This window comes from Aliiroseovarius salicola (assembly GCF_027891095.1).
In the GTDB taxonomy this organism is placed as follows: Bacteria; Pseudomonadota; Alphaproteobacteria; order Rhodobacterales; family Rhodobacteraceae; genus Aliiroseovarius; species Aliiroseovarius salicola.
Window position 1 is genome coordinate 631,498 of sequence record NZ_JAQIIO010000001.1, and the last position, 14,164, is coordinate 645,661.

At 54.4% G+C, this 14,164-nt stretch carries 10 protein-coding genes; 4 read left to right on the plus strand and 6 right to left on the minus strand.

Annotated features, from left to right (window positions below):
• Positions 1-64 precede the first annotated feature (64 nt).
• On the minus strand, positions 65-2,248 hold the full coding sequence (locus tag O2N63_RS03200; protein ID WP_271052685.1) for a GumC family protein: 2,184 nt from the start codon (positions 2,246-2,248) through the stop codon (positions 65-67).
• A 187-nt stretch (positions 2,249-2,435) separates the two neighbouring features.
• Here O2N63_RS03200 and ilvD point away from each other — a divergent pair, with 187 nt between their 5' ends.
• Complete coding sequence (gene ilvD, locus O2N63_RS03205) at positions 2,436-4,271, plus strand: dihydroxy-acid dehydratase (RefSeq protein ID WP_271052687.1); 1,836 nt, start codon at positions 2,436-2,438, stop codon at positions 4,269-4,271.
• Positions 4,272-4,376: 105 nt separating this feature from the next.
• Here ilvD and tmpB read toward each other — a convergent pair whose 3' ends face one another.
• Both tmpB and tmpA read right to left on the minus strand, forming a co-directional pair.
• A complete protein-coding gene (gene tmpB / locus O2N63_RS03210; RefSeq protein ID WP_271052689.1) occupies positions 4,377-4,961 on the minus strand; it encodes a (R)-1-hydroxy-2-trimethylaminoethylphosphonate oxygenase in 585 nt (194 codons plus the stop codon).
• Positions 4,958-6,115 (minus strand): 2-trimethylaminoethylphosphonate dioxygenase, encoded by a 1,158-nt coding sequence (gene tmpA, locus O2N63_RS03215; RefSeq protein ID WP_271052690.1) that lies wholly within the window; start codon positions 6,113-6,115, stop codon positions 4,958-4,960. Before tmpA ends, tmpB begins: the two co-directional genes overlap by 4 nt.
• Before the next feature lie 114 nt (positions 6,116-6,229).
• On the opposite strand from tmpA, the gene O2N63_RS03220 reads away from it, so the two are divergent.
• Entirely contained in the window at positions 6,230-7,087 is an 858-nt protein-coding gene (locus tag O2N63_RS03220; protein ID WP_271052691.1) for a LysR family transcriptional regulator, read from the plus strand.
• 13 nt (positions 7,088-7,100) lie between these two features.
• Here O2N63_RS03220 and O2N63_RS03225 read toward each other — a convergent pair whose 3' ends face one another.
• Genes O2N63_RS03225 through O2N63_RS03235 form a run of 3 tightly spaced genes read right to left on the minus strand, consistent with a single transcriptional unit; the run spans position 7,101 to position 10,335 of the window.
• Positions 7,101-7,874: an enoyl-CoA hydratase-related protein gene (locus tag O2N63_RS03225; RefSeq protein WP_271052692.1), complete on the minus strand. Its 774-nt coding sequence runs from the start codon at positions 7,872-7,874 to the stop codon at positions 7,101-7,103.
• Between the two features lie 13 nt (positions 7,875-7,887).
• A complete protein-coding gene (locus tag O2N63_RS03230) occupies positions 7,888-8,712 on the minus strand; it encodes an alpha/beta fold hydrolase (protein WP_271052693.1) in 825 nt (274 codons plus the stop codon).
• A 3-nt stretch (positions 8,713-8,715) separates the two neighbouring features.
• Complete coding sequence (locus tag O2N63_RS03235) at positions 8,716-10,335, minus strand: PHA/PHB synthase family protein (RefSeq protein WP_271052695.1); 1,620 nt, start codon at positions 10,333-10,335, stop codon at positions 8,716-8,718.
• Positions 10,336-10,678: 343 nt separating this feature from the next.
• Here O2N63_RS03235 and O2N63_RS03240 point away from each other — a divergent pair, with 343 nt between their 5' ends.
• Positions 10,679-12,667: an elongation factor G gene (locus tag O2N63_RS03240; RefSeq protein ID WP_271052696.1), complete on the plus strand. Its 1,989-nt coding sequence runs from the start codon at positions 10,679-10,681 to the stop codon at positions 12,665-12,667.
• A 190-nt stretch (positions 12,668-12,857) separates the two neighbouring features.
• Positions 12,858-14,150 carry a P-loop NTPase family protein gene (locus O2N63_RS03245; protein WP_271052698.1) on the plus strand — a complete coding sequence of 431 codons (1,293 nt, stop codon included), beginning with the start codon at positions 12,858-12,860 and terminating at the stop codon, positions 14,148-14,150.
• Positions 14,151-14,164: the final 14 nt, after the last annotated feature.

Here is a 14,164-nt window from a genome sequence, read left to right on the forward strand (position 1 = left end):
TTCCAGAAATACCTTTATTCATTGGCAGTAAACACCGATGTTCCCGAGGAGACATAATGGATTTTCAGTTCGTATAATATTTACTCTTTAAACCATTGATTGCGCCATAAGAGTTCCCATAACCGTATTTACTCATCATCTTCACATTGATCTGATTAAGAACAATCCCATCGACGTTCTGGCCAATTGAGGTGAACATGCCTATGGCGTCCGCAACTTGTCCCCTCGTCGTGGAATTCCAGTGAACGGTTAACAGGATAAGATCGGCCAATGGTGAGATAATGCGCGCGTCAGGAACTATCAGCGCTGGGGGCGTGTCAATAATGATGTGGTCATAATGGGTACGGGCAGTTTCCAAAAAACTCTCGAACGACTCAGAGGATAAGACGTCAGCAGCATTCACATTGCTGGGTTCGCTGAGAAGTATGTCCGCCCCCACCATCTGGTCTTTTACGACGGCGTCCTCCAGCTCGGCCTCTTTTGACAGGACACTCATCAGCCCGCGTTTGACGGGTGTTTCGAGATACTGGCGGAACGCCAGTCGCCGCAGATCCCCCTCAACCAGCAAGACAGTCTTGCCCAATCCAACCAAGTTGTTTGCAAGTGCAAACGTAACAGTGGTCTTGCCTTCATCGGGGATGGATGATGTTGACATGATCACCTGTGGCGCCTCATTGAATTTTGACAGCAGGACAGATGTCCGCAAGTTGCGCACCGCTTCTGCGGCGGCGGATGTGGGTTTTTCATCGAGATACTTCAGGGCTTCTTCGCGTGTTTTGGCACGAATAAGGGGAATCTGTCCCATGACGGGAATGCTGGTTTCGGCCTCCAGTTCTGCGGCGCTTCGATAATTGTTCTGAGCGGCCTCAAGGAAAAGGGCTCCGCCGCTGCCGACGATCAAGCCTGCCAAAGCTGAGACAATCAATATGATCCCAACCCGAGGCTCGGAGGCGGTTGCAGGTACAACTGCGTTAGACAGAACACGGCTTTCAGGTTGGTGAATCCCCTCCTGCGCAGAGGCCTCTTTGAGGCGGCTCAGGAAATGTTCATAGAGCAGACGATTGGCTTCGGCGTCCCGCGCCAGCTGTTGTAAATGGATCAGATCGTTGCTCTGCACAGCTATCTGGTTTTCAAGCGTACCCAGACTGCTTTCTATCGTAGAAATATTCGCCCTTGCGCGCATTGCGTTTTGATCGGTGCGCGCAAGCAGCGTCGCATAGCGTCTGGTGAATTCTTTTGACTGCCCCTCGGTCTGAAAAATCCGCGTCAGCCGATCATCCTGCGCTGCGATCAGCATTTCACTTGCATCCGCTGATTGCGCGGCATTCATTCTGTCAGATCGCGCACCGGCATTGGACAAGTCATTTTGAGCGGACTGTAAACGTGCGCGCATGTCCTTCAATTGGCGCTCCAGCATCAAAACGTTTTCGCGGCTTACGACATCCGTCTGTGAGGAAAACGCGGCAACCTTGGTCTCAGCCTGTTCGAGCTGGAGTTTTAAATCAGCAACCCTTTGGCTGAGCCATTCCGAGGCCTCCCGTGTGGCCTCGTAACGCATATCCATTTTATAGCGGATGTATTGGGCGGCAATCTGATCTGCCAAGATGGCGGATTTGGCCGGGCTTTCACTTTGAACTGTGATTTGAAGCACATCGGTTTTTGGCAGATTGCGCGCCGTCATCGCGTGTAACAAACCATTGATCGCGCGTTCTTCGGATTTTGCAGATGTATGGTCTTCCGGGGCCTGCCCGGCAACAAACGCCCTTATTCTCATAGCAATTCCCGCTGGGCGTAGTGCTGGATTGAACTCGGGATCCTCAGACAGGTTTTCAGCCCGGACCACACGTTGCAGCAGGCGGCGGCTTTTCAGAATTTCCACTTCGGTGTTTATCGCGTGGCTATCTGCTCCAAACCCGGGCAAGGCAACGCCCAGATCCACAATCTGGCGCCCCGAAGTGTCCAGCAAGAGCACGCTTGTCGCCTGAAATTTCGGAGTTGCGACTGAACTGACATAAATCCAGCCCATCACCAGAAACACAATCATTGCCGCTCCGATGATCGTTTTGTTGCGCCAAAAAACTTTGAACAGAGCCCCAACATCAATCACATCATAGTCCGACCTTTTGGGGGCAGACTGTATGGCTTCAAAGCATGTGGGGCGGTTCATAAGAGCATCCGGCTGTTTGGGATCACTGTTTTGTAACGCGATCGAAAGCTTCACCACAACAAAAAGTTGTGCAAATGGCATGATGCACCCGCAAGGGGTGATTGAGGGGGTTTCCCAATGTTGATGCCCATGGGCAATAATGGCATTCCGTCGAGATCACTGAGAAATTCAAACTGCTGGCAAGCCACCGGGAAACTCCTCTCTGGTTTCAGTCACGGATCGGTGCTAATCCCTCATACGATTGAAAGACTGCGAGAGGCGAGAAGATATGCCAGCTTACCGTTCTAGAACGTCGACCCATGGTCGCAACATGGCGGGCGCGCGTGGATTGTGGCGCGCAACCGGGATGAAAGATGATGATTTCGGCAAGCCGATTGTCGCCATCGTGAACTCCTTCACCCAGTTTGTACCGGGCCACGTGCACCTAAAGGATCTCGGCCAGATGGTCGCCCGAGAGGTCGAGGCCGCTGGCGGGGTTGCCAAGGAATTCAACACGATCGCCGTGGATGATGGTATCGCCATGGGCCATGACGGGATGCTCTATTCGCTGCCTTCGCGCGAAGTGATCGCGGACAGCGTGGAATACATGGTCAATGCCCATTGCGCTGACGCCATGGTCTGTATCTCGAATTGCGACAAGATCACCCCCGGCATGCTGATGGCCGCTATGCGCCTGAATATCCCGGTGATCTTTGTGTCCGGTGGTCCGATGGAAGCAGGCAAGATTGATATTGCCGATCTGGACATGAACAAGATTGACCTCGTTGATGCCATGGTTGCAGCGGCAGACGACAAATTCACCGACGAGCAGGTCCAGCATATTGAAGAAAACGCTTGCCCGACCTGCGGGTCGTGTTCAGGCATGTTCACTGCGAACTCGATGAACTGCCTGGCTGAGGCGCTGGGCCTGGCGCTGCCGGGCAATGGCTCGACCCTGGCCACCCACGCGGATCGTAAAGGTCTGTTCTTGGAAGCGGGTCGCAAGATCGTCGAGATCACCAAGCGGCACTATCAGGACGAAGAAAAAGGCCTGTTGCCGCGTGAAATCGCGACCTTCGAAGCCTTTGAAAACGCAATGTCGCTGGACATCGCCATGGGCGGATCAACCAACACCGTGCTGCACCTTCTGGCCATTGCCAACGAGGGTGAAGTCGATTTCGACATGTCTCACATGGACCGTCTGTCGCGCAAAGTACCCTGCCTCTGCAAGGTCGCGCCGAACATCCACAACGTCCACATGGAAGACGTGCACCGCGCCGGTGGTATCTTCTCGATTCTTGGTGAGCTGTCGCGCGCCGGGCTTTTGCACAACGATTGCTCCACCGTGCATTCCAGCACCATGGGCGAAGCGATTGCCAAATGGGACATTAAAGTTGCCAACAATCCCGAAGCGGAAAGCTTGTTCAAAGCGGCTCCGGGCGGCGTGCGCACCACAAAGGCGTTTTCGACCGAGAACCGCTTTAAGGAACTCGACACCGACCGCGAAGGCGGCGTGATCCGCTCGGCAGAACACGCGTTCTCGAAAGATGGCGGTCTGGCCGTGCTCTTTGGCAACATCGCATTGGACGGTTGCATTGTGAAAACTGCGGGTGTGGATGAAAGCGTCCTCAAATTCACCGGCACCGCCCATGTCTGCGAAAGCCAGGACGCCGCCGTGAACAACATCCTGACTGGCAAGGTCAAGGAAGGCGACGTGGTTGTCATCCGCTACGAAGGTCCGCGCGGTGGTCCGGGGATGCAGGAAATGCTCTACCCGACCAGCTATCTGAAATCGAAGGGTCTGGGCAAAGCCTGTGCGCTTCTGACAGACGGTCGCTTCTCGGGCGGCACCTCGGGCCTGTCGATTGGCCACGCTTCGCCGGAAGCGGCCGAAGGTGGTGCCATTGGTTTGGTTCAGGACGGCGATAAGATCGAGATCGACATCCCGAACCGCACCATCAACCTCGCTGTCTCAGACGATGAACTGGCTGCCCGCCGCAAAGTGCAGGATGAAAAAGGCTGGAAACCCGTCGAGCCACGCAAGCGCAAAGTGTCCAAGGCGCTGAAGGCCTATGCGATGTTGGCCTCATCCGCTGCAAAAGGTGCGGTGCGTGTGATCGACTGATCTGGTCGGCACGCTGAAATGATAAAGGGCGGGAATACTCCCCGCCCTTTTTTCTTGCTGAAAATACCTCACGGGGGTCTGGGGGTGTGAAACCCCCAGCTAACCTTAGCTACAATGCCGGTCCACCATTCGCTGCACCATTGGTGCGAAATGCCAGTAGTCCGGGGTTTCCATGTCGGCGCGCTTGCCTGCTTCGTCCAGATAGCGCACGGCGATGATTTCCCCCAGGTTCGGGTTGGCGGCAAACTCCGCCACTTCATCCTCATTCATCGGTCCGCCTTGCAACTCCAGCGTATGGGCCGAGGCGGGTGACAGCCGTTTGTAATATTCAGGTTTGGTCGCACAGAGATAGCGCTTTGCTGCCACGTGAAAGCGCACGCAATCGGTGATTACGGAAGGAAAGAACTGCTCCAGCACTTCGGCACCTGCATCTTCATGATGGCGGTCTTCGGTGTCATCCGGATGATAGGTGCCAAATTCTGAGGTGAAATGTCCGATGTCGTGCAGCAGCGCACCGACAATGATCTCTTCGGACTGACCGTTCTGCTCGGCGATCGTCGCCCCCTGCAGCATATGTTCGGCCATGGTCACGGGTTCACCCAAATATTCTTCTCCACCGCGGCGTTCGAAAATCCCACCGATGAAATCAACGATGTTTTCTGGAGACAGCTTGTCGATATCGGGTTTCATTCCGCGGCCTCCTTCCTCGTGGCGCGCACTATCGCGTCATAGGTCGAGCGCAGCCCGTCCTTGTCGGAATAACAACCCTGCAGCCAACGCGTGCCCTCGCCGGAATACCCCTTGCGAGCGTGCAACACACGGGTGTTGTCGACCACAAACCCTTCGCCCGGATCGAGGCGGAAGGTCACTTCCATCGCCTCGTCATCGATGATTTCCCCAAACCGGCGATAAGCGGCGTAATAGGTGTCCATCTTGTCAAACGGCACATCCGTCACGGCCGCGAGAGAGCGGTTGTTGAAGCGTATGCCAATCAGCTCTCCATCCGGCGCCAGGTCAATCATCGGGCGGCGCGAGGTCAGGCAGACGTCATCCTCGCCTGCATATTCGAACCGGGCACAATGGTCTGCCAGCACATTGAAATACTCTTCGCTTTCGGCGCGCAGCCGCTGGGCCGCAGCAAACCCATCAACCACCATATTCTCCCCCCCCGCAGCAGAGCTTTCGAGGCAATAGAGCACCTGGACCGACGGGACTGGATCGCGATAGGGGTTATCGGTATGGGCCTGCAGGCCAAGGCCAGTGAAGGCGAGGTTGGTCGGGTTTACCTCGGTGCGCACATCAAAGAGCTTGCCGTAGTTGGTGTCACGCACAAAGCCAAAGAGATCGACGATCTTGAACAGCGCCCCATTTTCCACCGGCCCATTCACAAATTTGCCGAAGCCATATTTGGTGACCAGCGCCAGCCAGTCTTTCAACGCGTCGCCGCGCTTCGACAGCTCTTCAAAATTGCCAACGGGAATCGCAGACATCAGATCACTGCGCCAGGCTTCGACACCTGAGTTTAACCACCCACGCCCTTGTGGTGCAGGGCGGTCATAGGCGTTGGCGATCAACCAGTTGATGTCATACTCCACAGTTTTGTTTTCAGGAGTGAAGGTGACAGACAGTCTACCGCCCTCCACCGAAGCCGCGCTGATCGTCGTGTCAGCGGGAATGTCGCGAAGGGCCACAAGGCGCTGCCCATTGCCTGGGGCGCGGGTCTCGTCATCCCATGCATTGTCGCGCAGCCAGATCGCGTGAAACCGTGTGTTCAGGCCATTGCTCGTGAGGGTAAGAACCTGACCTAGAGGGGCGATCGAGACATCTGTTCTTGGGTCGGACATCTGGCGTTCCTTTGCTGAGTCGCGAAAAGAAGAATGTGTTTTCAGGTGACAGTGTCGTTGCATCTGTTCATAAATTCAATTTAGGGAAAACGCATCTGAGGGGTGGTTTTGGTTATGGGTGGATCGCAACTTGAAAATTTGCCTCTGGATTGGGTGCGTGCGTTTGAAGCTGCTGCGCGAACCGGGAGCTTTACCAATGCCGCGCGTGAGACGGGACTGACGCAAGCAGCGATCAGTCAGCGGATCGCGCAGCTTGAGACGCGATTGGGGGTGCGGCTTTTCATCCGTCGGGCACGTGGGGTGGTGCTTTCGGTTGAGGGAGAGGCCTGGCTGCCCTATGTCAGCCATGGTCTGACGACCCTTGACCAAAGCGCAGAGGAACTCTTTGGTATCCGCCGAAAGACGATCACCCTGTCAGCCAGCGCTTCGATGCTTGCCCATTGGATCGCGCCCCGGCTGGCGGGGATACAGATGCCAGGGGATGCACAGATAACCTGCCAAACCATGGTGCTAAGCGGCGAGGATTCACGTGAAGCTCCGATGGTGCGGGTGCGTTACGGTGATGGGTCCGGGCCAGAACCGTTCAAAGCGCAATTGTTTAACGAAGCCTTGTCGCCTGTTTGTGCGCCTGGGCTTATGCGGTCCGCAACGCGCTGGCAGGATTTACCAAGATTGGCGGTGTCTGGGCCTCGTGCTGGTTGGCAGGAATGGTCGCGCAAGACCGGGGATCCCTCTACGCCGGTGCCGCAACTTCGATTTGACACATTCACGGCGGCACTGGCGGCCGCAAGGGCCGGGGCTGGGGTGCTTCTGGCGTCGCTGCCTCTGATCTACGAAGATTTTGATGCAGAGCGGTTGATCCGCCTTTCAGACCGGGCGCTTCGACCCGCGGAAAGCTATTGGATGTTTGCCGGAAAACCCGCAGTGAGCAAGAAGCATTGGACGGCGTTGACCGCCGCCCTGTGTTCGTAGATTTGCGATCTGGTCACGGGTCCGGGCGGAAATTCGGAGCACGTTTTTCGACAAATGCTGCCATGCCCTCTTTTTGCGCATGGGTTGCGAACAGCGAATGAAACACGCGTCGTTCCCACAAAAGCCCTTCGGCAAGCGATAGCTCCTCGGCGCGGTTCACCGCCTCGCGCGCGACCTGTGCCACCGGTTTGGCGTACCCGGCGATGGTCGCAGCTTCTTTCATCACATGGTCCATGATCTCAGCATCGGGGATAACCTGTGCCACCAGCCCACACTCAAGCGCTTCTGCGGCGTCGATCATCCGGCCGGTCAGGTGCAATTGCATCGACTTCGCGCGACCGATCAGTTTGGTCATGCGCTGGGTGCCGCCAATCCCTGCAATCACACCCAGTTTGATTTCTGGCTGACCGAATTTCGCGGTGTCGCTGGCAATAATATAGTCGCACATCATGGCAAGCTCACACCCGCCACCCAAAGCGAAACCACGCACGGCGGCAATCTTGGGCGTGCGGAACTTGGCAAAGATTTCCCATTCTGCAAAAAAGTCGATCTCGGCCATTTCGTCATAACTCTTGTCCGACATTTCCTTGATGTCGGCGCCTGCTGCAAAGGCCTTTTCGCTACCGGTCAACACAAAGCACCCCACGCTTGGATCGCGATCCAGTGGGGCCAGTTCTTGGATGATCTCGCGGGCCAGCGCCGAGTTTAGCGCGTTGAGTTGTTTGGGGCGGTTCAAGGTAACCAGAACCACGCGACCTTCGCGGGTGATGGTGATGTTTTCGGGCATGAAAATTCCTGTATCAGTCGTCTAAGAATGAAGAGATCAAAGTGCCCACTTCGTGGCGCTTTGTGTACATGAGCAGATGTCCGGCTGAGTAGATCTGCAGCGTTGCATCCGGGATCATATTGGCGAGCAGAAGCTGGTTGGTGATTGGAATGAGACCATCATACTTTCCTGCGATAATCAGTGTTTTATTTTCGATCTCGCGAAGCCAGGGAAGGCTGGTCCAGCCGCACATGGCCCGCACTTGGGTGAAATACCCTTCCGGGCTCGGTGCGATGGCGTGTTTGGAGTATTCACGAAATGCTCCCGGCGACAGGAGTGCCTCTCCACCATACATCCACGGTCCGATAAAGTTGCCGTAGGTCTTGTTCATGTAGCGCAACGGGAACATGATTTCGGAAAGCGCAATTGGTGTGCCCCACCAGCTGCCGATACCACCGGCAGATGTAATGGCCAGCACCAGATGGCCCACACGTTCAGGAGCATCGCGGATCATCTGTTGGGCCAATGCTCCGCCCCAGGAAATCCCGAGAATATCGAAGTTTTCGAAGCCAAGTTCGTCCATGACAGCCAAGGTGAACCGGGAATAGTCCGGTATTGATGCAATGTCGTCATGCATCTCTGAGCGGCCCACACCGGGCATGTCGATGGTAATCAGCGTGCGTTGCCCCAACTCATCGAGCAGCGGGATCAGAACTTCAATGGACTGACCCAACCCGTTACAGACCAGCAAGGGAGGCAGATTGCCGTCACCTTTACGCAGGTAATACCGAATTCGGATCCCATCGTGCCGGATCATGTGAAATTCGTCGGCGTGATCATCCATCAACAGGTCTTTCATACATCAGACCTTTTCCAGCACATAGGTGCCGGGCGCTGGAGCGATCGGTTTGTGGTTCTTGTTGCCGCGTTTGACTGGGGCTTTGACCTTGGTTGATGGATTATGATCCTCGATCCAGTTCAGCCAATGTGGCCACCAGCTTCCGTCAGTCAAAGATGCCGATTCCTGCCAACCGGCAGCCTCTTCCGCAGTATCCCCATCCGCCCAGAATTTGCGCCGCGTCTTGGCCGGGTGGTTGATGACTGTGCCAGAGACATGCCCACCCGTGGTCAGGATAAATTCAGTTGGTCCAGAGACCAGATCTGTAGCGGTGTAGGATGCTGTCCAAGGAACGATGTGATCACCATCGGCGGCAAGGAAGTAACAGGGCACATCAATGTTGCGCGTATCCACCGGTCGACCACAGAGCGTCAGGGCGCCGGGTTCGCGTAGTTTATTCTTCAGATACATTTCCTCAATGAAGAACCGGTACCAATTGCCCGGAAGGTTCGATGTATCGGCATTCCAGTAAAGCACATCGAATGGTGCCGGAGATTTGCCCATCAGATAGTTCGAGACCACAAATCCCCAAATCGATTCGTTCACATGCAGCATCGCCATGGCGTTGGCGATATCGCGCCCGGGGGCAATTTTCTCGTTGCTCAGGCGTTGCTTGTAGACTTCGTTCTGGGCCTCATCGATGAAAACCCCGATCTGACCCGGATCAGAAAAGTCGATCAACGAGGACAAGAAAGTGGCGGTGCCCAGTTTTGCCTTCAGATCTTCAGGAAGAACCGCAAGTGCGGCAATTAGCATGGTCCCGCCATTGCACCAACCAAGCATATCGACATTGTCGGACTTGCTGATCTCGGAAGAAACACGAAGCGCTTCGAAGATTCCGTCACCCACATAGTCGTCCCAGCTGCGATCCCCCATTTCCTTACTAGGATTGCGCCACGATATCATGAACACGCTCTGACCCTGTTCAAGCAGATACCGCACCATGGATTTCTTTTCGTTCAGATCGAAGATGTAGAATTTGTTTACGCAAGGGGGGACGATAAGGACCGGGTTTTTTCGGATCTGCGGGGTCGTCGGGTCATACTGGATCAACTCAATGATATCATTGCGAAAAATTACGGAACCAGATGTGGATCCGATGTTTTTCCCGACTTCAAACGCCGTTTCATCCGTGGTGCTGATATAACCTTTTTGCAGATCGTCCATCAGGTTCTGAAACCCATCTTTCAAGCTTTGCCCGCCACTTTCCTGCGCCAGTTGCAGCGCCTCGGGGTTGGACATGAGGAAGTTGGAGGGTGCCATATTATCCGTTGCTACGCGGGTATAGAAACTCAGCTTTTCCTGCATTTCTTCAGGAAGCCCAGCACCATCGGCCATCTCCACCATGGCTTTGGTGGTCAGTTCATAAGATTGGCGTAGAAACGGATAAATGCCTTCGTTCCAAGCATCACCTTTAAAGCGGTGATCGCGTGAGGCTTCAATATCCTGGTCCGGCTGCAGGGAATTTGACCAGGATTCCGCCATGTCGCTTTGGTATTTCAGCCAGCTTTTGCTCCAATTGGCGAAAGTCTCGCCATTTTGTTGGTATAAGGCCTCAAGAGCTTTGAAATAATCTTTAGACATGTTGATGGCTTTCCCTGATCGCGTTGCCGGTTGGGGGGATTGTGCAGAAAAATGCTTCCAGAATTTTGCAGGCGAGTGGATTTGTAAAGAATTCGTCTGATTTCCACGAATTTCTTGACGGCAATTGACCTGTTGAAGGATTTGTCCCAACTGCCCGCACCGTCCAAACCCGATATGTGCTACTCTCAATGATTGATAGGTACATTTCCTGAGGGGCCTGTTGACACATATCATGGACGCGCTTTTTGCAAGGGCGGACTGTGCCCCTACCGGACCTCACGGTTTCGGATAAACCGTGCGGCCCGGCATGCGCAAAATGCTGATCGGCTGAACGGAGGATATCATGACGGAACAGAAAAGCGGGCAAAATCCTGGTGCCAGAGTGGCCGCATTGGTCGGACCCTATTCAAGCGGCAAGACCACTCTGTTTGAGGATATCCTTTTTGCAGCAGAGGCCATTCCCCGTCGCGGAACCGTCAAGGACGGTTCGACATTGGGGGATGCTTCTCCCGAAGCGCGGGCGCGCAATATGTCGACCGAGTTGAATATCGCGTCATTTGACTATCTGGATGAATCCTGGACCGTAATTGACTGTCCGGGCTCGGTGGAACTGGTCTATGACGCCCAGTGCGCGATGATGGTGGCGGATATTGTGATTGTGGTCTGTGACCCCAAACCGGAACGCGTTGTCACATTGTCGCCGATCCTGCAATTTCTTGACGACCGCAGCATCCCGCATCTTATCTACATCAATAAGTTAGATCAGGAAGAAGCCTCTGTTCGTGCCACGTTTGAAGCATTGCAAACCATATCCTCCCGCCCGCTTTTGCTGCGTGAAATCCCAATCAGGGATGGGTCCGGGCAGCTGACAGGGATGGTAGATCTGGTCAGTGAACGGGCTTGGCGATGGGAGCCGCATAAGCGGTCTGAAATGATAACCCTGCCGAAAGAGCTTGAAGCAAGCGAAGACGCAGCGCGTGGTGAGATGCTCGAAAGCCTCGCTGATTTTGATGACGATCTGATGATGGAATTGCTTGAAGATGTGGTTCCATCGACCGATGAGATTTATGAAAACCTCGTCAAAGATTTGCAAGCGGATCTGATCGTTCCGGTTTTCTTCGGGTCTGCGGAAAACGAAAATGGTATCAATCGGTTGATGAAGGCATTGCGGCATGAAGCTCCGGATGCATCAACCACGGCAGCACGGCTTGGACTGCCTACAGATGGTGCTGTTGCGCAGGTCTTCAGCACAGCTTATGCCGGGAAAGCAGGGAAACTTTCGCATGCTCGTGTGTGGTCCGGGGCCGTGAACAATGGAGACTCGCTGAACGGCAGCCGCGTCGCCAGCCTGCGCCGCCACATGGGGTCAAAGTCCGACCAGATCCAGTCCGCAGCCGCAGGTGAGATTGTGTCTTTGGGTCGGATGGGCGAAGTGCAAACCGGGGAGCTCCTGACCGAAACCGGAGGGGTTGTCGGGGATTGGCCAACGCCTCCCGCGCCGCTGTTCTCAATCGCATTGCAGACCCAGCATCACGCCGATGAGGTGCGTTTGTCGGCTGCACTGACACGTCTGAGCGAAACCGATCCTTCGCTTTATCCGGGGCACAATTCCGAAACCGGAGAGCTGATTCTGGCAGGGCAGGGGGCCATCCAATTACAGATCGCTCTGAAAGAGCTGGAAGCGGATAGTGGATTGACCCTCACCCAGACGCAGCCCGAAGTGCCCTTCAAAGAAACCATCACAAAAGGCATGACCCAAAAAGCGCGCCACAAGAAGCAATCAGGTGGGCATGGGGAATTTGCCGATGTCGAGATCGAAATTCGACCGCTCTCCCGCGGCGAGGGATTTGCATTTGATGATCGAATTGTTGGCGGCGCCGTTCCCAAGCAATACATCCCGGCGGTGGAAAAAGGCGTGCGGGAATATCTGCAAAAAGGTCCAAATGGGCATCCGATTGTGGATGTTGCAGTAACCTTGGTGGATGGTGGGCACCACAATGTCGACAGTTCGGATATGGCGTTTCAGCGGGCTGCAATCAAAGCGATGAGTGAGGCGATGCCACATTGCAAGCCGATTGTTCTTGAGCCGATTCACAAGGTAAGCCTGTCAGTTCCAGCCGAGTTTACTCCGAAAGTGCAGCGCATCGTTTCAGGGCGACGGGGGCAACTCCTCGGGTTCGATGCAAAACCCGGCTGGTCTGGGTGGGACGAGGTTCAAGCCCTGATTCCACTGGCGGAGATGACCGATATAGTGACCGAGCTGCGGTCGGTGAGCCTAGGTGTTGGCACACATGTATCCGAATTTGATCACTTGCAGCAGGTTTCACGCTGAGCGGGAAAACGCATCGTAGGGCGGGGTAATCCGCCCTTAAAATGGTAGCTGGACATACAGCCAGAACTCTACATGCTTGATTTCAGACCCGAAATGGCAACAGAGCTATAGAAAACAAGGTGTTTCCTCTTCAATGCTTGCTCCATAATCCACAGATGGCTACGCTTTTTAGGGGAGGAAAATGTTTATTATGAAAGATTTTCAAACAACCGCTGCGCCGAAGGCGATTTCAGACACTGGCTTGGAACTTAACTTTCTCATTGGGCTGGTCGCAAAAATTATGAACGAGAACGGCACAATGGTGGCGGCTCGGATTTCACAAATCATTAAACTATCACCGATTCTTGTTCGGTTGATCCTGAACGAGATGCAGGCATTGCACCTGATTGAATCGCGTGGCTTGGAAAGCCAGGACATCAAATCAGACATCCGCTATGCGCTGACAGATCGCGGTAAAGCCACCGCTTATGAGGCGATGTTGGTGTCGCAATATGTTGGGCCTGCACCTGTTACGCTCGATGCTTTTTGGAATCAGATCAAAAAACAAAGCATCAAAAAGGAAGTCATCCACCGGAAAGAGCTGGAAAAGTCGCTGTCTCACCTCGTATTGCCACCAGGGATGCTCCATCAACTTGGACCAGCCGTAAACTCCGGCCGTTCTGCGCTTTTATATGGCGAGGCAGGTAATGGTAAAACATCGATTGCCGAAGCTTTGGGCAGTGTGTTCCGGCACAGTATCTATGTGCCTCACGCTTTTATCGTCGGTAATCAGATCATTCGCTATTTCGACGAGACTTTGCATGAAGCCGTAATTGAGGATGGCCCTGTAGATCGTGAGATTGATCAACGTTGGGTGAAGGTGAAGCGGCCTGTGGTGGTGACCGGGGGTGAACTGACTCTCGACATGCTGGACCTTCAATTCGACAGCAAATCCCGTCTCTATGAAGCACCAATGCACCTAAAGGCGTTGGGCGGCGTTTTTGTGATTGATGACTTCGGCCGCCAGCGCTCGACCCCAACCGAGATTTTAAACCGTTGGATCGTCCCGTTGGAAAGCCATTTTGATATTATGTCTTTGCACACCGGACAGAAGTTCCGCGTGCCATTTGACCAGCTTGTCATGTTCTCGACCAATATCCTGCCCGAGGATCTGGCGGATGATGCATCACTGCGCCGTATCTATTTCAAGATCTTTGTGCCCAGTCCTACGCGAGAGGACTACATTCAAATTTTCGAAGATCTCGCAAAGGTGAAAGGGGTACCCTACAATTATCAGGTGCTCGCCCGGTTCTTTGATGCGCATTACAAGAAACGGGACGTGGTGCCATCTGGCGCTCACCCCGGCTTTTTGATTGCCCATGTTCAGGCGGTTGCGGCTTTTCTCGATCAAGAACCTGAGCTGTCAGAAGAGCTGTTGGAGATTGCTTGGAAAAACGTGGCTGTCGCCCGGCGCAAACGCAAGATCACCGATCTTTCTCTCTGACCAGAAAGTCTCGT

Coding starts and splice junctions, on each gene's coding strand:
- O2N63_RS03200 (WP_271052685.1), bottom strand. CDS start 2,248: ATGCCATTTGCACAACTTTTTGTTGTGGTGAAGCTTTCGATCGCGTTA.
- ilvD (WP_271052687.1), top strand. CDS start 2,436: ATGCCAGCTTACCGTTCTAGAACGTCGACCCATGGTCGCAACATGGCG.
- tmpB (WP_271052689.1), bottom strand. CDS start 4,961: ATGAAACCCGATATCGACAAGCTGTCTCCAGAAAACATCGTTGATTTC.
- tmpA (WP_271052690.1), bottom strand. CDS start 6,115: ATGTCCGACCCAAGAACAGATGTCTCGATCGCCCCTCTAGGTCAGGTT.
- O2N63_RS03220 (WP_271052691.1), top strand. CDS start 6,230: ATGGGTGGATCGCAACTTGAAAATTTGCCTCTGGATTGGGTGCGTGCG.
- O2N63_RS03225 (WP_271052692.1), bottom strand. CDS start 7,874: ATGCCCGAAAACATCACCATCACCCGCGAAGGTCGCGTGGTTCTGGTT.
- O2N63_RS03230 (WP_271052693.1), bottom strand. CDS start 8,712: ATGAAAGACCTGTTGATGGATGATCACGCCGACGAATTTCACATGATC.
- O2N63_RS03235 (WP_271052695.1), bottom strand. CDS start 10,335: ATGTCTAAAGATTATTTCAAAGCTCTTGAGGCCTTATACCAACAAAAT.
- O2N63_RS03240 (WP_271052696.1), top strand. CDS start 10,679: ATGACGGAACAGAAAAGCGGGCAAAATCCTGGTGCCAGAGTGGCCGCA.
- O2N63_RS03245 (WP_271052698.1), top strand. CDS start 12,858: ATGAAAGATTTTCAAACAACCGCTGCGCCGAAGGCGATTTCAGACACT.